Annotated in this window: 17 protein-coding genes, 1 pseudogene and 1 riboswitch; of the genes and pseudogenes, 6 read left to right on the top strand and 12 right to left on the bottom strand. The window is 71.9% G+C overall.

Annotation, left to right across the window (positions count from 1 at the left end):
- Positions 1-2: 2 nt before the first annotated feature.
- Positions 3-533, bottom strand: coding sequence for an amino-acid N-acetyltransferase (locus tag GEV43_RS17915; protein WP_309239689.1), 531 nt, complete (start codon positions 531-533; stop codon positions 3-5).
- 256 nt (positions 534-789) lie between these two features.
- Positions 790-997: riboswitch (cyclic di-AMP (ydaO/yuaA leader) on the top strand.
- 3 nt (positions 998-1,000) lie between these two features.
- Here GEV43_RS17915 and GEV43_RS17910 point away from each other — a divergent pair.
- On the top strand, positions 1,001-2,026 hold the full coding sequence (locus GEV43_RS17910) for an NlpC/P60 family protein (protein ID WP_309239688.1): 1,026 nt from the start codon (positions 1,001-1,003) through the stop codon (positions 2,024-2,026).
- A gap of 405 nt (positions 2,027-2,431) precedes the next feature.
- Here GEV43_RS17910 and GEV43_RS17905 read toward each other — a convergent pair whose 3' ends face one another.
- Positions 2,432-2,662, bottom strand: a complete 231-nt coding sequence (locus tag GEV43_RS17905) for a LuxR C-terminal-related transcriptional regulator (RefSeq protein ID WP_160821690.1) — start codon at positions 2,660-2,662, stop codon at positions 2,432-2,434.
- Positions 2,663-3,224: 562 nt separating this feature from the next.
- On the opposite strand from GEV43_RS17905, the gene GEV43_RS17900 reads away from it, so the two are divergent.
- Entirely contained in the window at positions 3,225-4,259 is a 1,035-nt protein-coding gene (locus GEV43_RS17900; protein ID WP_241682945.1) for a LacI family DNA-binding transcriptional regulator, read from the top strand.
- Between the two features lie 123 nt (positions 4,260-4,382).
- Positions 4,383-5,633 (top strand): cytochrome P450, encoded by a 1,251-nt coding sequence (locus GEV43_RS17895; protein WP_160821688.1) that lies wholly within the window; start codon positions 4,383-4,385, stop codon positions 5,631-5,633.
- Positions 5,634-5,864: 231 nt separating this feature from the next.
- On the opposite strand, the gene lysX is transcribed toward GEV43_RS17895, so the two are convergent.
- Positions 5,865-7,355, bottom strand: coding sequence for a bifunctional lysylphosphatidylglycerol synthetase/lysine--tRNA ligase LysX (gene lysX, locus GEV43_RS17890; protein ID WP_160821687.1), 1,491 nt, complete (start codon positions 7,353-7,355; stop codon positions 5,865-5,867).
- A 52-nt stretch (positions 7,356-7,407) separates the two neighbouring features.
- Entirely contained in the window at positions 7,408-8,337 is a 930-nt protein-coding gene (locus tag GEV43_RS17885) for a LysR family transcriptional regulator (protein ID WP_160821686.1), read from the bottom strand.
- A gap of 80 nt (positions 8,338-8,417) precedes the next feature.
- Here GEV43_RS17885 and GEV43_RS17880 point away from each other — a divergent pair, with 80 nt between their 5' ends.
- The gene (locus GEV43_RS17880; protein ID WP_160821685.1) at positions 8,418-9,647 is read left to right on the top strand and encodes an MFS transporter; all 1,230 of its coding nucleotides are present in this window, start codon (positions 8,418-8,420) and stop codon (positions 9,645-9,647) included.
- 4 nt (positions 9,648-9,651) lie between these two features.
- Here the strand turns inward: GEV43_RS17880 and GEV43_RS17875 are convergent, their stop codons facing one another.
- The 3 genes from GEV43_RS17875 to GEV43_RS17865 all read right to left on the bottom strand — a co-directional run bounded on the left by GEV43_RS17875 (position 9,652) and on the right by GEV43_RS17865 (position 11,146).
- On the bottom strand, positions 9,652-9,909 hold the full coding sequence (locus tag GEV43_RS17875) for a DUF397 domain-containing protein (RefSeq protein ID WP_160821684.1): 258 nt from the start codon (positions 9,907-9,909) through the stop codon (positions 9,652-9,654).
- A gap of 177 nt (positions 9,910-10,086) precedes the next feature.
- Entirely contained in the window at positions 10,087-10,293 is a 207-nt protein-coding gene (locus GEV43_RS17870) for a DUF397 domain-containing protein (protein WP_160821683.1), read from the bottom strand.
- A complete protein-coding gene (locus GEV43_RS17865) occupies positions 10,286-11,146 on the bottom strand; it encodes a helix-turn-helix transcriptional regulator (protein WP_160821682.1) in 861 nt (286 codons plus the stop codon). Before GEV43_RS17865 ends, GEV43_RS17870 begins: the two co-directional genes overlap by 8 nt.
- Before the next feature lie 168 nt (positions 11,147-11,314).
- Here GEV43_RS17865 and GEV43_RS17860 point away from each other — a divergent pair, with 168 nt between their 5' ends.
- Positions 11,315-11,722 carry an ATP-binding protein gene (locus GEV43_RS17860; RefSeq protein ID WP_160821681.1) on the top strand — a complete coding sequence of 136 codons (408 nt, stop codon included), beginning with the start codon at positions 11,315-11,317 and terminating at the stop codon, positions 11,720-11,722.
- A gap of 9 nt (positions 11,723-11,731) precedes the next feature.
- Here the strand turns inward: GEV43_RS17860 and GEV43_RS17855 are convergent, their stop codons facing one another.
- The 5 genes and pseudogenes from GEV43_RS17855 to GEV43_RS17830 form a co-directional block, all read right to left on the bottom strand.
- Positions 11,732-12,523: a type III pantothenate kinase gene (locus tag GEV43_RS17855; RefSeq protein ID WP_160821680.1), complete on the bottom strand. Its 792-nt coding sequence runs from the start codon at positions 12,521-12,523 to the stop codon at positions 11,732-11,734.
- Positions 12,524-12,537: 14 nt separating this feature from the next.
- A pseudogene (locus GEV43_RS17845) lies at positions 12,538-15,045 on the bottom strand (L-aspartate oxidase).
- Between the two features lie 145 nt (positions 15,046-15,190).
- Positions 15,191-15,607, bottom strand: coding sequence for an aspartate 1-decarboxylase (panD, locus tag GEV43_RS17840; RefSeq protein ID WP_160821678.1), 417 nt, complete (start codon positions 15,605-15,607; stop codon positions 15,191-15,193).
- Positions 15,607-16,473 (bottom strand): pantoate--beta-alanine ligase, encoded by an 867-nt coding sequence (gene panC / locus GEV43_RS17835; RefSeq protein WP_160821677.1) that lies wholly within the window; start codon positions 16,471-16,473, stop codon positions 15,607-15,609. The genes panD and panC overlap by 1 nt, the downstream gene beginning before the upstream one ends.
- 114 nt (positions 16,474-16,587) lie before the next feature.
- Positions 16,588-17,520, bottom strand: a complete 933-nt coding sequence (locus GEV43_RS17830) for a Rossmann-like and DUF2520 domain-containing protein (protein ID WP_160821676.1) — start codon at positions 17,518-17,520, stop codon at positions 16,588-16,590.
- A gap of 391 nt (positions 17,521-17,911) precedes the next feature.
- Between GEV43_RS17830 and GEV43_RS17825 the strand changes: the two genes are divergently transcribed.
- The gene (locus GEV43_RS17825; RefSeq protein WP_160821675.1) at positions 17,912-18,181 is read left to right on the top strand and encodes a hypothetical protein; all 270 of its coding nucleotides are present in this window, start codon (positions 17,912-17,914) and stop codon (positions 18,179-18,181) included.
- Positions 18,182-18,261 lie beyond the last annotated feature (80 nt).

The following is an 18,261-nucleotide window of genomic DNA, read 5'->3' as shown; positions in this document are numbered from 1 at the left end:
GGTCAGTCCTCCAGGCGAAGCAGCATCCGGGTGTTGCCCAACGTATTCGGCTTGACCCGGTCGAGGTCCAGGAACTCTGCCACGCCTTCGTCGTAGGAGCGGAGGAGTTCCTCGTACACCTCGGGCGCCACCGGAGTACCGAGTATCGGCGCGAAACCGTGGCGCGCGAAGAACTCCACTTCGAAGGTAAGGCAGAACACCCGGCGGACGCCGAGATCGCGTGCCGTCTCCAGCAGCCGGGTGACGATGCGGTGCCCGATTCCCCGCCCGCCGTGCCCCTTCTCCACCGCGACCGAACGGACCTCCGCGAGGTCCTCCCACATGACGTGCAACGCGCCGCAGCCGATGACGGGACCGGCCGCCCCCTCCGGGACGTCCTGCCTGTCCTCGGCGACCCAGAACTCCTGGACGTCCTCGTACAGCGTCACCGTCGTCTTGCGGAGCAGGCGTCGTCCGGTTCCCGCGTACAGGTCGACCAGCCTGCGGATCTCCTGAACGTCGGCGGTGCGGGCACGCCTGATCACGACTTCCACAAACAGGCGAGATTATCGAACATCAGGGTTTTACCAGATGTCGGCACCCCCTTACGTCGGGTGACCGCCCGAGAAGTGACTAGATAAAAACAACCACACCCCTCCGGGAAGGTGACGCACAACACATCTCCGGCAACGGACAGTCCCGGCGCATCCGCCGGAACCGTCGCCCTTCACCTGCGATTTCGCATGTTCTGGTTGGCATCCATTGCCGGTTCCGTTAGTGTCCTGCGCTGACATCGGCCGCCGCTGGACGGAGGCCGTACCGCCGAGTCCGCGGGCCGCAACCAGCGTCCCGAGGAGCCGGGGAACCACTTTCGGAGTGTTCCGGGGGACCGCCCCGAGAGCCCATGCCCGACTGGGGTTAATCCGCAGACCGCGTGGATCGACCGCACGCGCCCGCGGACGGGCTGCTCCGGCCCGCACCCGTCAGCTAACCCGGTAGGCGGACGAGGAGAGGAGAATGAGTGGAGCCATTGCGCCCTGCATCCCTTTCACGCTCCGAACGTTCGGGAGCCTGCTCGGCCGGTGCCGGAAGAGCCGCTCGATTCCGCCGCCGCGGCGCGGTCCTGACGGGGGCGCTCGCCGCCCTCGCGCTCGCGTCCCCGACGGTCGCGGCGCACGCCGACCCGGAGCCGTCCACCAAGGACCTCAAGGCGCAGGCCACCAAGCTGGCCGACCAGCTCGAACAGCTCACCGAGCAGTACAACGGCCTGAAGGTCAAGCTCCAGCAGTCGCAGCGGGCCGCGAAGGTCGCCACCGAGAACGCCAAGCGCCAGGAGAAGGCCCTCCAGGCCGTGCGCGACAAGGTCGGCAACCTCGCCGCCACCAGCTACATGCAGGGCGGCTCCGACCCGACCGCCTCGTTCGTCGCCTCCCAGGACCCGCAGGCGTTCCTCGACCAGGCCGCCACGCTGCACTACTTCGCCTCCCAGGACGGCAGCAAGGTCCAGGGCCTCATGCAGGCCATGCAGGCCGCCCAGCGCGCCCGCAAGGCCGCCGAGGAGCGCGCCCGGCAGGTCTCGGATCTGCGCGGCAGGCTGGAGGCGCAGCGCAAGAAGGTCTCCCAGACCTACGAGAAGACCCGCGGCAAGCTGGTCAAGAAGGACCCGACGCAGCTCGGCAAGCTCCCCGTCGTCGGCAGCGGCAAGGGCGCCCAGGCGCTCCGCTACGCGATGACCAAGATCGGGCGCCCGTACGTCTGGGGCGCGTCCGGCCCGTCCACGTTCGACTGCTCCGGCCTCACCATGTGGGCCTACAAGCAGGTCGGCATCAGCCTCCCGCACTACACCGGCAGCCAGTGGAACGCGGGCACGCACGTGTCCCGCGGCCAGCTCCAGCCCGGCGACCTGGTGTTCTTCCACGCCGACCTGCACCACATGGGCATGTACGTCGGCGACGGCAAGATGCTGCACGCCCCGCACACCGGCGACGTCGTGAAGATCGCTCCGCTGGCCGGCCGCCCGTTCGCCGGCGCCGTGCGAGTCGCCTGACCCGAGCCGCAAGCGCCCCGCCCGGAAAGCCCGGCCACGCTCCCATGACCCGCCATCCCGCCGTTTCGCTCCCCGCCCGCCGACCCGCGCCACCCGAACGACACGAACGCCCGCCGACACGGCCCCTCGCTGTACGTGATCGGGCCCGTACGCAGCGCGACGCAACGTACGAGCGGCGATGCGCGGAGGGCGGCGGGGCCCGGGGCTCGCGGCGCGGGGCCGGGCGCGGCGAGCGCGTTCGGGTGGGGGTTCCGCCATGACGACGACGTCCGCGGCGGCGCCTTCTACAGGGACCTACCTGTCAGGGGTTCGGCGCCGCCGCCGCGGGGTGGACGGCGTACGTCTCGGTCGGCCAGGGGTTTTCGGTGACGCCCGCCTTCCCCGGGGCGGACGTGGAGCGCACCGCTAGATGAGCTGCCTTCGGGCCGCCCACACAACGGCCTCGATAGGGGTGTTGACGTCGAGCCGGTCGCAGATCGTCCGCAGCCGGCGCCTCAGTGTGCGCGCACTCAGTTCGAGCTTTCGTGCCGCCACATCCGCGGTGACACCGCTGGCGATCTGCGCGAGGAGCCGGATCTCCTCCTCGCTGAGGCGCAGATCGTCCGTGCCTCGCCGTGTGAGTGTGGCCTGTTCCACTCCGTCCTCCCTCGTCCGTGGTGATGACCGCGGGGATGCAGCCGTCCGCTGCACAGGCACGAGTGGGCCTGGGTGTGTACGCGTTGGGTTGCCGGGTCCGGTGCGTTCCGGACTTAGATCATCGGGTTCCTTTGCCGTCGAGCGCGCTTGGCCGGAGGTGGCCGAATGGCCGATTGAGGGCTCCCCTGGAGGAACTCCGGGTGACGATTCACTCGTTGGCCAACCGAACGCGGACGCACCTCCGGGTGCGGAGGGCACGACCACGATGAGGTGGCAGGCCCCGCCGGGGAGGGGGACGTCTTGTCCGGGACGGGTCACGATCGCCAGCCATCCGAGCCCATCCCTTCTCGTTCGATTCGCCGTTCCCGCCGTGGGCGAAGATCGTGAATCGTTTCAAGCTACGCTTCGGCTCGGAACGCTAGGCGGCCGGATCCGGCCCGTCAAGCGCTGGTCAAGTACTATGCGCGTTCACTTGGCTACGTACCGCGACCAGTTTTTCAGGGGCTCGTTATGCAAAACTCGACAACCTGCGAAAACAGACCCGGGGCCGACGAGGAGTGAGTTGCCACAGAGCAGTATTCGCGAGGTAGCCAGGCGTGCCGGAGTCTCAGTTGGGACGGTTTCGAATGTCCTAAACCGGCCAGACCTCGTGGCCGAAGCGACCCGAGACCGCGTCCGCGCGGCGATCGAGGAGCTCGGATTCGTCCGCAACGAGTCGGCCCGCCGGCTCCGCCAGGGACCGGTCCGCACCGAGTCCGAACCGTCCGAACCCCGCGGCCGGACGCGCGGGCGCGCGTTCGGCATCGTCGTGGAGGACCTCACCAACCCGTACGCCACCGACGTGGCGCGCGGCGCGGAGCTCGCCCTGAACGAGGCGGGCCACGACGCCATCTGGCTGACGAGCGACCACTCCTCCGCCAAGGAGCGGCGCTCGCTCGACCTGCTGGAGGCCCAGCGCGCCGCCGGGGTGCTGATCATCCCGGTCGGGCTGGGCGACGCGGGCATCACCCGGCTGCGGTCGGCCGGGATGACGGTCGTGCTGATCGACCGCGCCGGGCCGGACGTGTGCTCCGCGCAGGTGGACCACGTCGCGGGCGGCGAGATCGCCGCCGCGCACCTGCTCGGCATCGGGCGCGAGCACGTGGCGTTCGTGACCGGCGCGCCCGAGCCCGTCCCGTGCGTCGAGCGCCGCGACGGCGCCGCCCGGACGCTGGAGGAGGCCGGGGTGAAGCCGCCGCTGGTCCTCGTCCAGGACGCCCTGTCGCCGACCGAGGGGCAGGCCGCGGCGCAGCGGCTGCTGGACCTGCCGGCGCTCCCCGGCGGGGTGTTCTGCGCCAACGACCTGCTCGCCATCGGCCTGATCAACGAGCTGACCCGGGTCGGCGTCCGCGTCCCCGAGGAGGTCGCGGTCGTCGGCTACGACGACATCGAGCTGGCCGCCAGCGCGGCCGTCCCGCTGACCACCGTCCGCCAGCCCCGCCGCGAGCTCGGCTGGGAGGCCGCCGAGCTGGCCCTCGCCGAGGTCGCCGAGGGCCCGTCGCACCGGCACCGCCAGCTCGTGCTGACCCCCGAGCTGGTCATCCGGCACTCCGCCTGACCGGCCGCGCCCGACCGGGCCGCAACCGACCGGCCGCGTCTGACCGGCCGCGTCTGACCGCCCGCCGCCGGACCCCCGCCGCACGCTGTTGACATCTCGTCCATGAACGGGATGACATGCCCTATGGGCAACGTGACCGGGACGAGCGGGCCGGCGATCGACGCGACCGCGATCCTCGGGTTCGACCCGTTCGATCCGGCCTTCCGCGCCGACCCCTACGCGCACTACCGCCGCCTCGGCGCGGACGCCGGGCTGCACCGCACCGGCGCCGGCCTCTGGATCACCTCGTCGTACGAGGTGTGCGAGCGGGTGCTGCGCGACCCGGGGTTCGGGCACCGGCCGGAGAGCGGCGGGGTGTGGCGCGAGCCGGCGGCGCGCAACCGGTCGTTCCTCACTCTGGACCCGCCCGACCACACCCGGCTGCGCCGCCTGGTCAGCAAGGCGTTCACGGCCCGGCTGATCGAGCGCCTGCGGCCCCGCGTCGAGGACCTGGTGGACGAGCTGCTCGCGGGCCGTTCGGGCGAGGTGGACCTGATCGCCGCGCTCGCCTACCCGCTGCCGGTCATCCTGATCAGCGAGCTGCTCGGTGTGCCGCCCGAGGACCGCGACCGGTTCAAGGGCTGGTCGGACGCGCTCGCCCGCGGCCTGGACCCCGACTTCCTGCTGCCGCCGGACCAGCTCGCCGAGCGGGACGAGGCCCGCGCGGAGTTCGCGGAGTACTTCCGCGAGCTGGTCGCGCGCCGCCGCGCCGCGCCGCGCGGCCCCTTGCCAGCCGCACAGCCCGACGCGCCGTCCGACCTGCTCGGCGCGCTCGTCGCGGTGTCGGACGGGGGCGACGCGCTGACCGAGGAGGAGCTGCTCGCCACGTGCGTGCTCCTGCTGGTCGCCGGGCACGAGACCACGGTCAACCTGATCGGGAACGGCGCCCTCGCCCTGCTCCGCGACCCCGCGCAGCTCGCGTGGTTCCGCGCGCACCCGGACGCGGCGCCGGACGCCGTGGAGGAGCTGCTCCGGTACGACCCGCCCGTGCAGCTCACGCTCCGCGCCGCCCTGGAGGACACCGAGGTCGCCGGGACGGCGCTTTCCGAGGGCTCGCTGCTCCTGCTGCTGACCGGCGCCGCCAACCGCGACCCGTCCGTCTTCGCCGACCCCGACCGCCTCGACCTCGCCCGGTACGGCTCGGACGCGCCGCGCCACCTGTCGTTCGGGCACGGCATCCACTTCTGCCTGGGCGCGCCGCTCGCCCGCCTGGAGGGACGGATCGCGCTGCGCAAGCTCTTCGAACGCGACGTCGCCCTGACCGGCGAGCCGCTCCACTACCGCGAGAACCTGGTCCTGCGCGGCCTGTCGGCCCTGCCGGTGACGCTCGGCTGACACCGTCCGACGGCGTCGCGGGCCGACACGCGCGCCTTCGGGCGTACCTGAACGGCCTCGAACGCGCTTGAACGGGCCTGAACGCCCGTGGACGCCGCCAGAGCGCACTGGCGAGGTGCATGTACACCCGGGGACCGTACGGCGCGTGCGGGCGCGTTCAGGGCCGTACGCGCGCGTCCCCGAGGGCCGGCGTCACCCGGCCCGGACGGGCGTCCGGACCGGGTGCGCGCGTCACTCGGGCTTGACCAGCGGGAACAGGATGGTCTCGCGGATGCCCTTGCCGGTGAACGCCATGATCATGCGGTCGATCCCGGCGCCCATCCCGCCGGTCGGCGGCATCGCGTACTCCAGCGCCCGCAGGAAGTCCTCGTCGAGCTGCATGGCCTCCGGGTCGCCGCCCGCCGCGAGCAGCGACTGCTCGGTCAGCCGCCGCCGCTGCTCGACCGGGTCGACCAGCTCGGAGTAGGCCGTGCCGAGTTCGGTGCCGAACCCGATCAGGTCCCACTTCTCCGTCAGCAGCGGCTCCTCGCGGTGCTGGCGGGTCAGCGGGGACGTCTCGACCGGGTAGTCCATGACGAACGTCGGCTGCACGAGCGTGTGCTCGATCAGCTCCTCGAAGATCTCCTGGACGAGCCGGCCCTGGCCCCACTTCGGGTCCCAGGTGATCCCGCGCGCGTCCGCCAGCTTGCGGACGTGCTCGATCGGCGTGTGCGGCGTGACCTCCTCGCCGAGCGCGCCCGACACCGACCCGTACAGCGTGATCCGGGGCCACTCGGGGAGCCCGAGGTCGATCTCCACGCCGTCGTGGACGACCACGGACGTGCCGAGCGCGGCGACGACCGCCTTCTGGTACATCCGCTGCGTGAGGTCGGCCATGTCGTTGTAGTCGAGGTAGGTGCCGTACGCCTCCAGCATCGTGAACTCCGGGTTGTGCGTGGAGTCCGCGCCCTCGTTCCGGAAGTTCCGGTTGATCTCGAAGACCTTCTCGATGCCGCCGACGACGAGCCGCTTGAGGTACAGCTCGATCGCGATGCGCAGGTACAGGTCCATGCCGTACGCGTTGATGTGGGTCCTGAACGGCCGCGCCGCCGCCCCGCCGTGGATCGGCTGGAGCATCGGCGTCTCGACCTCCAGGTAGCCCTCCTCGTGCCAGAAGTCGCGCACCGCGCGCACGGTGGCGCTGCGGATGCGGGCCATCCGGCGGGCCTCGTCGTTGACGATCAGGTCGACGTACCGCATCCGGACCCGCGCCTCGGGGTCGGTGAGGCCCGCGTGCTTGTCCGGCAGGGGCCGCAGCGACTTGGACGTGAGCGCCCACCGGTCGGCCATGATCGACAGCTCGCCGCGCTTGGAGGTGATGACCTCGCCCTCGACGCCGACGTGGTCGCCGAGGTCGACGTCGCGCTTCCAGGCGTCCAGGGCGTCCTGCCCGACCTTGGCGAGCGACAGCATCACCTGGATGTCGCCGCCGCCGTCCCGGATGGTCGCGAAGCACAGCTTGCCGGTGTTGCGGACCAGCATGACGCGACCGGTGACGCCCGCCTTCTCGCCGGTCTCCGTGCCCGGCTCCAGGTCGGGGTGTTTCTCCCGGATCTCGCTGATCGTCGCCGTCCGGGGGAAGCCCACCGGGTAGGGGTCGATGCCGCTCTCGCGGATCCGGTCGAGCTTCTCCCGGCGCACCCGCATCTGCTCCGGAAGATCGTCGTAGGTCTCGTCACTCACGGCCCAAGGCTATCGACCCGGCGAGATGCCGGGCGAACGACTTCCGCGCCGTTCACCGGGAGGGCTCCAGATAGTCGAACTCGTGCTCGGGCAGCAGGACGGGCCCGAGGTCCCTGGCGATCGAGGCGGCGAGCGAGCGGAACGCCCGCACCTCCGGACCCGTGTCGCCGCGCCGCGCCACCAGGACGCTGCTGTCCCACGGCGCGTCCAGGATCGGGACGTAGCGGACGCCCGGCCACTGGTAGAACCGCGCGAACGAGCACAGCGCCGACCCCACGCCCCGTCCCGCCGCCACGCTCGACAGCACCTCGTGCGGGTTGCGCGCCTGGTCGGGGCTGCGCCGCGGCCACGCGTCGCCCCGCGCGGACGTGAAGTACAGGTAGTCCTTGAACGCCTGCGGCGTGCACACCGGCACGTTGACGTACGGCAGGTCCAGCACGTCGGCCAGCAGCGCGGTCCGCCCGAGCCGGCTGCCCTGCGACACGACCACGATCCTCGGCTCGGTCGTCAGCACGTCCGCCTCGACGCGGTCGTCGTCCGGGGCGGGCCGTACGAACGCCACGTCCACCCGGTGCGAGAGCAGCGCCGACACGTGCTCGGTGAAGTCGAGGGTCTCGATCACCACGCGCGTCTCCGGCCTGGCCCGCCGGTACGCCTGGAGGATCGCGGGCGTCAGCTCCGCCGAACCGTGCCCCATGACGCCCACCCGCAGGACGGGCTCGGGGTCCCCGGACAGGTCGGCGACGGAGTCGGCCGCCGCGTTCACCGCCGCGAGCGCCGCGCGCGCGTGCGGGACGAACCGTTCGCCCGCCTCCGTCAGCCGCAGCGGGGACCGTTCCAGAAGCGCGACGCCCAGCTCCCGCTCCAGCCTCCGTACGTGGCCGGTCACGGCGGGCGGCGACAGGAACAGCCGGGCGGCGGCACGCGCGAACTGCCCTTCCTCGACCACCGCCAAGAACGACGCAAGCTGCCGCAGCTCCATGCCGTCCACGCTAGCCGCCTCGCTTCACGAAACGTGAAGGGAGGGTCCAGATCACCGCGTCTGCTTCTAAACAGAACGGCATGAAGGAAAACTGGCGTCCGGTGGCACTGCTGATGTTCGGTGTCGGATGGGGCGCGAACCAGTTCGCCTCCCTCCTCGGCCTCTACACCGACCAGCTCCACCTGGGGAACGGCAGCGCGCAGGCCATGTTCGGCGTCTACGCGCTGGGGCTCGTCCCGGGGCTCGCGCTCGGCGGCCCGGCGTCCGACCGCTACGGCCGCCGCCGCGTCGCGCTCCCGTCCGCCGCCGCGTCCGCCCTCGTCACGGTGGTGCTGATGACCGGGGCGACGGCGCCGTACCTGCTCTACACCGGCCGCTTCCTCGCGGGCATCGTCACCGGCGCGGTCCTCGCGTCCGGCACGGCCTGGGTCAAGCAGATCTCCCCCGCGTCCGGCCCCCGACTGACCGCCCTCGCCGTCTCAGCGGGCTTCGGCGCGGGCCCGCTGACCTCGGCCCTCATCGCCCAGTGGGCCCCCGCCCCCCTCGTCAGCCCGTACGTCCCGCACCTGCTGATCATGCTGGTGGCCGTCCCGTTCGCCCTCCGCGTCCCAGAGCCCGCCGCCCCCGCCCCTCCAGCGACCACCATGGACGGCTCCCCGCCTTCTTCGCCCGCCCCCATGGGCCCGGCGACCGACGTGCGCTCCCGGCCCGCCCCGCCACCGGTCCGCCTCGCGGGCATCCGCCACCCCGCGTTCCGCCGGAAGGTGCTGCCCACCGCGATCTGGACGTTCACGGCCCCGGTCACCGCGTTCACCATCCTCCCGGCCGAGGCGCCGGTCACGCACTGGCCGATCGCCTACACGGGCGCGCTGACCGCGCTCACCCTGGCCGCGGGCATGGCCGCCCAGCCGATCGCGCGCCGCCTGGAAGCCCACCACCCACGCCTGGTCGCCCTAGCGGGCCTGGGCTCGGTCACCATCGGCCTGCTTTTCGGCGCCCTAACGGCCCTGACCCACCAACCAGCGCTCAATCCCCTGGCCGCAATCCTGCTGGGCGCCGGATACGGCTTCATCCTCACGTACAGCCTCACCGAGGTGGCCCGCATAGCCCGCCCGAACGAACTCGCCGCCCTCACCGCCGTCGCGTACGCGTTCATCTACATCGGCATGTTCACGCCGCTCGTCCTAACGGAACTCCACCACCTAGCCCCCCTCCCCGCCCTCCTAACAGCCGCCGCAGCCCTAACAGCATTGAGCACCCTCCCAGCTCTCCGCGACCGCAACCCGAACACCCACTCAGCAGCGCAGTGACGCATTACGGCCCGTACACGTCGGGATGCGCCCGCCCGCTAAGCGGCCCCGCTCGCCTCAGGTCGTACGCCCCATCCTTAACCTCCCGGACGAACACGTCCCACGCGTCCCCCGTCAACGCCAACCGCGGTCCGCCCGGGTCCCGGGAATCGCGCACGGCGATTCGGCCAGCGGAAACGCCGCCGACCTCCACACAAGCGTTCGGCCCTTCGCTGCGACGACTCTTTCGCCAGGAGACATCGGACAGATCCTCGTTCCGCATCCACACTCCTCCAAGCAGATGAGCCAAGGAGTTCCGTGAACCTGAGTGTCGTCCTCCACCGGGCGCACTCACGGTGGTCTCCACAAACCCTCATCATGGTGAACGCTCCCGAGCGACCAGCGTAAGCGCCCGGGACACCAGGCAACATCTGCAACGTCCCGTTAGAACGCTCGGCCCTCACCTCAGGTCGTACGCCCCGTCCTTAACCTCCCGGACGAACGCACCCCATGCACCGCCCGCAACCACCAGCGTGGGCCCTCCAGGATCGTTGGAATCGCGCAGCGCGACGAAACCGGCCACGGGGGCGGCGACCTCCACGCAATCGTTTCCCTGCGGGATGCTCTTGCTGCTCTTGCGCCATGCCGTTCGCCTCAGATCAACCATCAGGCCGTGAGAGCTCCTCCGCCACGTCGGCGATGAACGCCACCGACCTCTCCGGAGGCATCGCCACGTCGCAAATGCGATTGAACGTCAGATTACTCCGCGCCACCTCGTCCGCGCTCTCCAAGAAGACGTCGCCTCCGAACCCCTCGACATAAACCACGTCGGGCTCATCGAGGACCGCACCGAAACCGAGAATGACGAAGGGCCCGCCGAGGCCCGCGTGCGCGCCGGCCTCGTTCGCGAGGACGCGCACGGTGACGTTGGGGCGCTCACTGGCGAGCGCGATCGCGAGAAGCTGCTCCTTCATGGCCAAGCGCGAGCCCACTTTCCGACGGAGCGCGGCCTCGTCCAGAACCACGTCCAGAACGGGCGCGTCTTTGCGGGACAGCAGCGTCTTTCGCGCCATGCGCGCCTGGAGGCGACGGTCCACCGCTGCGGGGTCGCCTGGAAAAGCGGCTTCCAGCAAGTGCCGCGCGTACAACTCGGTTTGCAGGAGACCTGGGATGACCTGGATCTGCCATGAGCGAATCGTCGCCGCCTCATCTTCGAGGCCGACATACGAGCCGGTGAAGACGTCCTTGTAGCTCGTCCACCACCCTCGGCGCCACGCGTTCTTGGCGAGGTGGTCCAGCGCGGCGCGACGACCGCCATCAGCGCCGTAGAGGTCGAGCATGGCGTTGAGGTCGGCCGCACTCGGTTTAGTCTGCGCCCTCTCTATCCGACTGATCTTGAAGCGGCTCCAGCCAAGACGCACGGCGGCCTGCTCGGGAGTGATCTCCGCATCCGCACGAAGCTGACGCAGCTCTCTGGCGAGGCGGCGACCTCGGACGGTCGGACTGTGGGGCTGCACCATGCCGCCAATATTCGCCCAGTGTAGTCATGTGATGTCTGTCAGTGACCACATGCGGTCACTGGCAATCATGCTCTCCACATTGTGATCACGCTCAGTGCACGAAGACGCTGTTCGCGTAGTCAGCCCAGTACAAGGAGTGGTGTGCATGAGGTGGGCGAGGGTGGAGCCATGAGCGTTCGGGAGATCGCTCAGGTGGAGGAGCCGCTCATGTGGCGGCGGGTGTTTCCGGGGCGGGTCGAGCAGGTGCGGAACGTGCGGCAGCTCGTGGCCGTGTTGCTGGCGGACGAGCCGTGCGTGGACGACGTCGTACTGGCGGCGTCGGAGCTGTTCGGCAACGCGTGCGCGCACACGCGGTCGGGCGAGCCCGGCGGTCTGGTGGTCGTAGATGTACGCAAGGGGCACGGCGGCGCGGCGATCGCCGTCACCGATCAGGGCGGTGCCACCGAGCCCAGGTGCGGGCAGGCGGACGGGCTGGGCGAGCGCGGGCGGGGGCTTCTGATCGTTCAGGCCACCGCCGCGGGGTGGAGCTGGTACGGCGACCAGACGGCTCGTACGGTGACGGCCGTTTTCAGGTGAACGGGGCCCTCAGGCGGAGGTGGCTATGTTGCGTTCGTAGATGAGGCGGAGGCCGACGAGGGTTAGCCAGGGTTCGAAGGCGTCGATGCTGCGGGATTCTTCGAGGACGAGGGGGGCGAGGCCGCCGGTGGCGATGACGGTGACGCTCTCGGGGTTTTCGGCGAGGTCCTCTGACATGCGTTCGACGATGCCGTCGACCTGGCCGGCGAAGCCGAAGATGATGCCGGACTGGAGCGCCTCGACGGTGTTCTTGGCGATCACGCTGCGGGGGCGGACGAGCTCGATCTTGTGGAGCTGGGCGCCGCGGGCGGAGAGGGCGTCGATGGAGATCTCGATGCCTGGGGCGATGGCGCCGCCGACGTACTCGCCCTTGGCGGAGACGGCGTCGAACGTGGTGGCGGTGCCGAAGTCGACCACGATCGCCGGGCCGCCGTGCAAGTGCACGGCGGCGAGGGCGTTGACGATGCGGTCGGCCCCGACCTCCTTGGGGTTGTCCATGCGGACCGGGACGCCGGTCTTGACGCCGGGCTCGACGATCACGGCGGGGACGTCGCCGTAGTAGCGGCGGCACATCTCCCGCATCTCGTGCAGGACGGACGGCACGGTCGAGCAGAGGGCGATGCCGCTGATGTCGGTGTCGGCGAGCAGCGGGCTCTGCTGGACGAGCCCCTGGAGGACGACGGCGATCTCGTCGGCGGTGCGGCGGGGGTCGGTGTTGATCCGCCAGTGCTCGATCACCTCCTCGCCCTCGAACAGGCCGAGGACGGTATGGGTGTTACCGACGTCGATGGTGAGCAGCATCAGGTCCCCGCTGATCAGGTGAAGTCAAGGCCGATGTCGAGCACGCGGGCCGAGTGCGTCAGCGCGCCCACAGAAAGGTAGTCCACACCGGTCACGGCGACGTCTCGGGCCCCGTCCAGGGTAAGGCCACCGCTCGCCTCCAGCTCCGCCCGCCCCGCCACGAACCTGACCGCTTCGGTCATGTCGGCGATGGACATGTTGTCCAGCATGATCGACTCCGCGCCGGCGGCGACCGCCTCCTCGACCTGGGCGAGGGTGTCGCACTCGACCTGGACGTGCAGGGACGGGTACACCGCGCGGATCGCCTCGTACGCCGCGGTGACCGAGCCCGCGGCGGCGACGTGGTTGTCCTTGACCAGCGCCGCGTCGCTCAGGCCCATCCGGTGGTTGACGCCGCCGCCGCAGCGCACCGCGTACTTCTGGACGGCGCGCATCCCCGGCAGCGTCTTGCGGCTGTCGCGGACCTTGGCCTTCGTGCCCTCCAGTTCGGCCGTCCAGCGGGCGGTCGCCGTCGCGATCCCCGACAGGTGGGTGAGCAGGTTGAGCGCCGGGCGCTCGGCGCGCAGGACGGCGCGGGTGGGGCCGGAGACGGAGATCAGCACGTCCCCGGCGGAGACGCGGTCGCCGTCGGCGGCCCTCGCCTCGTGGCGGACGCCGAGCAGTTCGAACACCGTTTGCGCGACCGGGACCCCGGCGACGACGCCGTTCTCGCGCGCGGTGAGGTCGCCGGTCGAGACGGTGTCGGGTGCGAAGATCGGCTCGCTGGTCACGTCGGCCTCGCCGTCCTCGGCCAGCGCGACCCTGACCAGGTTTTCCACAGCCTGTGGATCGAGCCCGGCGTCCTGGAGGCGGGCGTGCAGTTCCGGTGTCATGGGTCCTCTTTCCTCAGCGAACGGGTCGGTGGTCGGTCGTGAGCGCGCCGTCCGCGAGGCGGGTGACCAGGCGGGCGCGCCAGGCGGTGTCGTCGCGGTCCGGGAAGTCCTCGCGCCAGTGGCTGCCGCGCGTCTCCTCGCGCCGGCGCGCGGCGGCGACGATCGCCGTGGCGACCGTGTGCAGGTTGGTGGTCTCCCACGCTTCCACACAGGGCGCGGACGGGGCCTCGCCGGGCCCGCCGGAACGTTCCGAGAGTCGTTCGAGCTCGCGGGCCGCGGTGGCGAGGCCCGCGGCGTTCCGCAGCACTCCGGCGTGCTCGGTCATGATGCGTTGGATCTCGTCCCGGGCGCCGGGGTCGAGCAGGCGGCCCCCGTCGCGCGGGGGCTGTGCGTCCTCGCCGGCCGGGCGGGCGTCGGCGGGGATGGCCTCGGCGAGGCGTTCGGCGAAGACCAGCCCCTCCAGCAGGGAGTTGGACGCCAGGCGGTTGGCGCCGTGGACGCCCGTGCAGGCGACCTCGCCGCAGGCGTAGAGGCCGGGGACGGTGGTGCGTCCGGAGAGGTCCGTCCGGACGCCGCCGCTCGCGTAGTGGGCGGCCGGGACGACGGGGACCGGCTCGTTCAGCGGGTCGATGCCGTGGTGGCGGCAGGCGGCGAGGATGGTCGGGAAGCGCCGTTCCCAGGTGGACGCGCCGAGGTGGCGGCCGTCCAGCCACACGCACGGGTCGCCGGTCTCCCGCATCCGCGTCATGATCCCCTTCGCGACGACGTCGCGGGGGCGAGTTCGGCGAGGTCGTGGCGGGCGGGCATGAACCGTTCGCCGGAACGGTCGACCAGGTGGGCGCCCTCCCCGCGGACGGCCTCGGAGATCAGCGGCTGCTGGCCGCGCGCGCCGTCCCCGAGCCACAGGACCGTCGGATGGAACTGGACGAACTCCAGGTCGGCGACCTCCGCGCCCGCGCGCAGCGCCAGCGCCACGCCGTCGCCGGTGGACACCTCGGGATTGGTGGTGGCCGAGAAGACCTGCCCGAGCCCGCCCGTCGCCAGCACGACCGCTCCGGCGCGTACGGCCCCGACGCCGCCGGGCTGGCCCTCGCCCATGACGTGCAGGGTGATCCCGGCGGCGCGCCCCGCGCCGTCGCGCAGCAGGTCGAGCACCAGCGCGTGCTCGATCACCTCGATCCCGGCGTCCTTGAGCGCGGCGAGCAGGGCCCGGCTGATCTCGGCGCCGGTCGCGTCCCCGCCCGCGTGCGCGATGCGGCTGCGGTGGTGGCCGCCCTCGCGGGCGAGCGCGATCCCGCCGTCCGCCGAACGGTCGAACTCGGCGCCGAGCGCGATCAGCCGCCGTACGGCCTGCGGCCCCTCGGTGACGAGCGCCCGCACGGCGTCCTCGTCGCAGAGCCCGACCCCGGCGGTGAGGGTGTCGGCGAGATGGTCGTCCGGGGTGTCGTCGGCGGCGAGCGCCGCGGCGATGCCGCCCTGCGCCCAGCGGGTGGATCCGGCGTCCAGCAGGGCCTTGGTGACGAGCAGGACGCGCCCGTACGGGCGGCAGCGCAGGGCCGCGACCAGGCCCGCGATGCCGGAGCCGATCACGACGACGTCGGTGCGGGCGGTCCATCCGGGGGCGGGGGCGGCGAGAACACGAGGAATCATGGACGCTCCTCAGCGAGTTGTTCTCGTCATTGTGACATTATCCCCGCCCGCGGCGATCGACCGACCCCCGGCATACCCACGCACAACGGCCGTGCGCGCCCCTGAGCAGGGCGGACGCACGGCCGTTCGGAACGGGGCGAGGGGCTCAGCCGCGGATCAGATCACCGCGGACCTCGCCGCCGCCCGGCACCGGCTCGGCGGGGTCCGAGCCCAGCGAGATGATCTTGTTGGACCGGTCGACGTGCACCACCCGGGGCTGGAACTCGCGCGCCTCGGCGTCGCTGAGCTGCGCGTAGCTGATGATGATCACCAGGTCGCCGGGCTGCACGAGGCGGGCCGCGGCGCCGTTGATGCCGATCACCCCGGAGCCGCGCTCCCCCGCGATCAGGTACGTCTCCAGGCGGGCGCCGTTGTCGATGTCGACGACGTGCACCTGCTCGCCCGGCAGCAGGTCGGCGGCGTCCATCAGGTCCTGGTCGATGGTCAGCGACCCGACGTAGTGCAGGTCGGCCTGGGTCACCGTGGCGCGGTGGATCTTCGACTTGAACATCGTCCGGAACATCACGACTCCTTGGGGCTGCCGAACTTCAGGGGGAGGTTGTCGATCAGGTGGGTGGCGCCGACCCGGCCGGCGACGGCGAGCACGGCGGGACCGGCGTGGTCCTCGCCGACCTCGGTGAACGTGGCCGGATCGACCAGGACGAGGTAGTCGAGCTCCAGCGGCGGCTCGGCCCCGGCCGCCTTGTCCAGCACGGCGCGGGCCGTCCGCAGCACCGCGCCCGGCCCGTCCGCGAGCGCGCCCGCCCCGGCCTGGAGGGCCTCGGAGAGCGCGGCGGCCGTGCGCCGGTCGGCGGCGGACAGGTAGCGGTTGCGGCTGGACAGCGCGAGCCCGTCCAGCTCGCGGACCGTCGGGCCGCCGACGACCCGTACCGGCAGGTCGAGGTCGGCGACCATCCGGGTGACCAGGGCGAGCTGCTGCGCGTCCTTCTCGCCGAAGACCGCGACGTCCGGGCGGACAAGGTTGAACAGCTTCAGCACGACGGTGAGCATCCCGTCGAAGTGGCCGGGCCGGGCCGCGCCCTCGATCACCGAGCCCATCGGGCCCGCCGCGACCGTGACCTGCGGCTCGCTCGGGTACATGACCTCGCTGGTCGGCGCGAACACCAGGTCGACGCCCTCGGCCGCGCACGCCTCGATGTCGCCGGCGAACGTCCTCGGGTAACGGTCGAAGTCCTCGCCCTCCCCGAACTGCAACGGGTTGACGAAGATGCTCACGGCCACCGTGTCGGCCAGCTCGCGCGCCTTGCGGATCAGCGAGCGGTGCCCCTCGTGCAGCGCGCCCATCGTCGGCACCAGCGCCAGCGTCCCCCCGACCGTCGAACGGACCGCCGCCAGCTCCGCGCGCGTCTTGGCGATCACCGGTGTCACGCCGCCGCCCCCAGGTCCCGCCCGCCGCGCCGGACCGGCGCGCCGCACCGGACCTGCCCGCGGCGCCCGACCGGCGCGCCCGCCGTCGGTTCCCTCATTGGGAGTCCTCCTCGCTCAATCGGCCAGCACTTCGAGGAGCCGTTCGGCGTCCTCGGGCTTCAGCAGACCTGCGCCGAGCGCGCGGTCGGCGGTGAGGCGGGCCAACGCCACGTACGCGCGGCGGCCCTCGGGCGACACCCGCGACAGCTCGCCGACGTGGTCGGCGACCGTGCCCGCGTCGCCGCGCGCGACCGGCCCGGTGAGCCCGTCGACGCCGAGCCGCAGCGCGTTGTCGAGCGCCGCGCCGAGCAGCGGCCCGAGCATCCGGCCCGGCTCGGCCACGCCCGCCCGGGCCAGCAGGTCCATCGACTCCACGACCAGCGTGACCAGGTGGTTGGCGCCCCCGGCGAGCGCCGCGTGGTAGAGCGGGCGCCGGTCCTCGGCGATCCAGACGGGCTCGCCGCCCATCTCCAGCACCAGCGCCTCCGCGACGGGCCGCAGCGCGTCCGGCGAGGTCACGCCGAACGAGATGCCGGTGAGCCGGTTGACGTCGTCGGGACGCCCGGTGAACGTCATGACCGGGTGCAGCGCGAGCGGCAGCCCCCCGGCGCGGACGACGGGCTCCAGGACGTCGGTCCCGAACCGTCCGCTCGTGTGCAGGACGAGCTTGCCCGCCACCGGGACGTCGGTGAACGCCAGCCCGGCCGCGAGCTCGGGCAGCGCGTCGTCGGGAACGGTCAGCAGCACGAGGTCGGAGCCCGCCACGACCTCCTGCGGGGTGACGACGGCCGCGTCCGGGAGCCGTTCGGCCACCCGCGCGCGGGAACGGTCGGAGACGGCGGCGGCGGCCACGACGCGGTGGCCCGCCTGGGCGAGCGCCGATCCGAGCGCGGTGCCGACCCGGCCGGCGCCGACGACGCCGACCGCCAGCCGCGCCGGGCGGTCTTCCGGCCTCGGCTCGGACCCGTCGCCGGGCGCGCCGGAGGACGGCGGGACGTGTGCATCCATCTGTTCGTTCCAGTCCTTTGCTAGGTACCGGACGTGCGCGACCCAGCGTACCCGCGCGCGGAAACCGCGCCGGTCCCCGCCCCGGCGCTGCGGAGCGGCGGCCCCGGCCGGTGCGGCGCGTTCCTTTCGGCCCCGGCCGATGCGGCGCGTTCTTTTCGGCCGCGGCCGGGTGAGCGTTACGCGGTACGGCGGGTCCGACCGGATCAATCACACTCCGGTGACGGTTCGGCTACCGATCGTTACTGTCGCCTCGATGGCCCCGACACAGTTCGAGCGTCGCGGCCGGTGAAGCCTTGCCAGCGATCTCCCGGCGAGGGTAACTCTGGGTTGTGACGCCAGTCACGCAAGGTGAAGCAAGGGCGCTCCGCCCCCGACGAGATGGAGCCAGATCGTGATCAAGACCGCTCTCAAGACCGGTGCCGTTGCCGCGACCCTCGCAGGTGCCGCGTTCGTGGCGACCCCCGCCATGGCGAACACGAACGGCAACAACAACGGGCAGGCCAACGGCAACAACGTCAACGTTCAGATCGTCGGCGGATACGGCGTGACGTGCGGCTCGGTCTCCCTGGCCGGCCAGAGCGGCACGGACTGCAACGGCAACGGCGTCCACAACCACGGCAACGACAGCGAGTCCGGCGCCATCGCCGGGAACGACGACTGATAGCACCGGGCACGGCCCCCTGAGGGGCCCCGCACCGCCTCCGCCCCACCGCTCTTCCCGTACGAGCGGTGGGGCGGAGT

The sequence above is a fragment of the Actinomadura sp. J1-007 genome (genome assembly GCF_009793335.1).
In the GTDB taxonomy this organism is placed as follows: Bacteria; Actinomycetota; Actinomycetes; order Streptosporangiales; family Streptosporangiaceae; genus Spirillospora; species Spirillospora yumaensis.
Note: the sequence above shows the minus strand (reverse complement) of the source record. Positions and strands in the feature narration are given on the sequence as shown.

Coding starts and splice junctions, on each gene's coding strand:
- GEV43_RS17885 (WP_160821686.1), bottom strand. CDS start 8,337: ATGGAGCTGCGGCAGCTTGCGTCGTTCTTGGCGGTGGTCGAGGAAGGG.
- GEV43_RS17855 (WP_160821680.1), bottom strand. CDS start 12,523: ATGCTGCTCACCATCGACGTCGGTAACACCCATACCGTCCTCGGCCTG.
- GEV43_RS17865 (WP_160821682.1), bottom strand. CDS start 11,146: ATGGTGCAGCCCCACAGTCCGACCGTCCGAGGTCGCCGCCTCGCCAGA.
- GEV43_RS17880 (WP_160821685.1), top strand. CDS start 8,418: ATGAAGGAAAACTGGCGTCCGGTGGCACTGCTGATGTTCGGTGTCGGA.
- GEV43_RS17860 (WP_160821681.1), top strand. CDS start 11,315: ATGAGCGTTCGGGAGATCGCTCAGGTGGAGGAGCCGCTCATGTGGCGG.
- panD (WP_160821678.1), bottom strand. CDS start 15,607: ATGTTCCGGACGATGTTCAAGTCGAAGATCCACCGCGCCACGGTGACC.
- GEV43_RS17895 (WP_160821688.1), top strand. CDS start 4,383: ATGGGCAACGTGACCGGGACGAGCGGGCCGGCGATCGACGCGACCGCG.
- GEV43_RS17870 (WP_160821683.1), bottom strand. CDS start 10,293: ATGGTTGATCTGAGGCGAACGGCATGGCGCAAGAGCAGCAAGAGCATC.
- GEV43_RS17830 (WP_160821676.1), bottom strand. CDS start 17,520: ATGGATGCACACGTCCCGCCGTCCTCCGGCGCGCCCGGCGACGGGTCC.
- GEV43_RS17875 (WP_160821684.1), bottom strand. CDS start 9,909: ATGCGGAACGAGGATCTGTCCGATGTCTCCTGGCGAAAGAGTCGTCGC.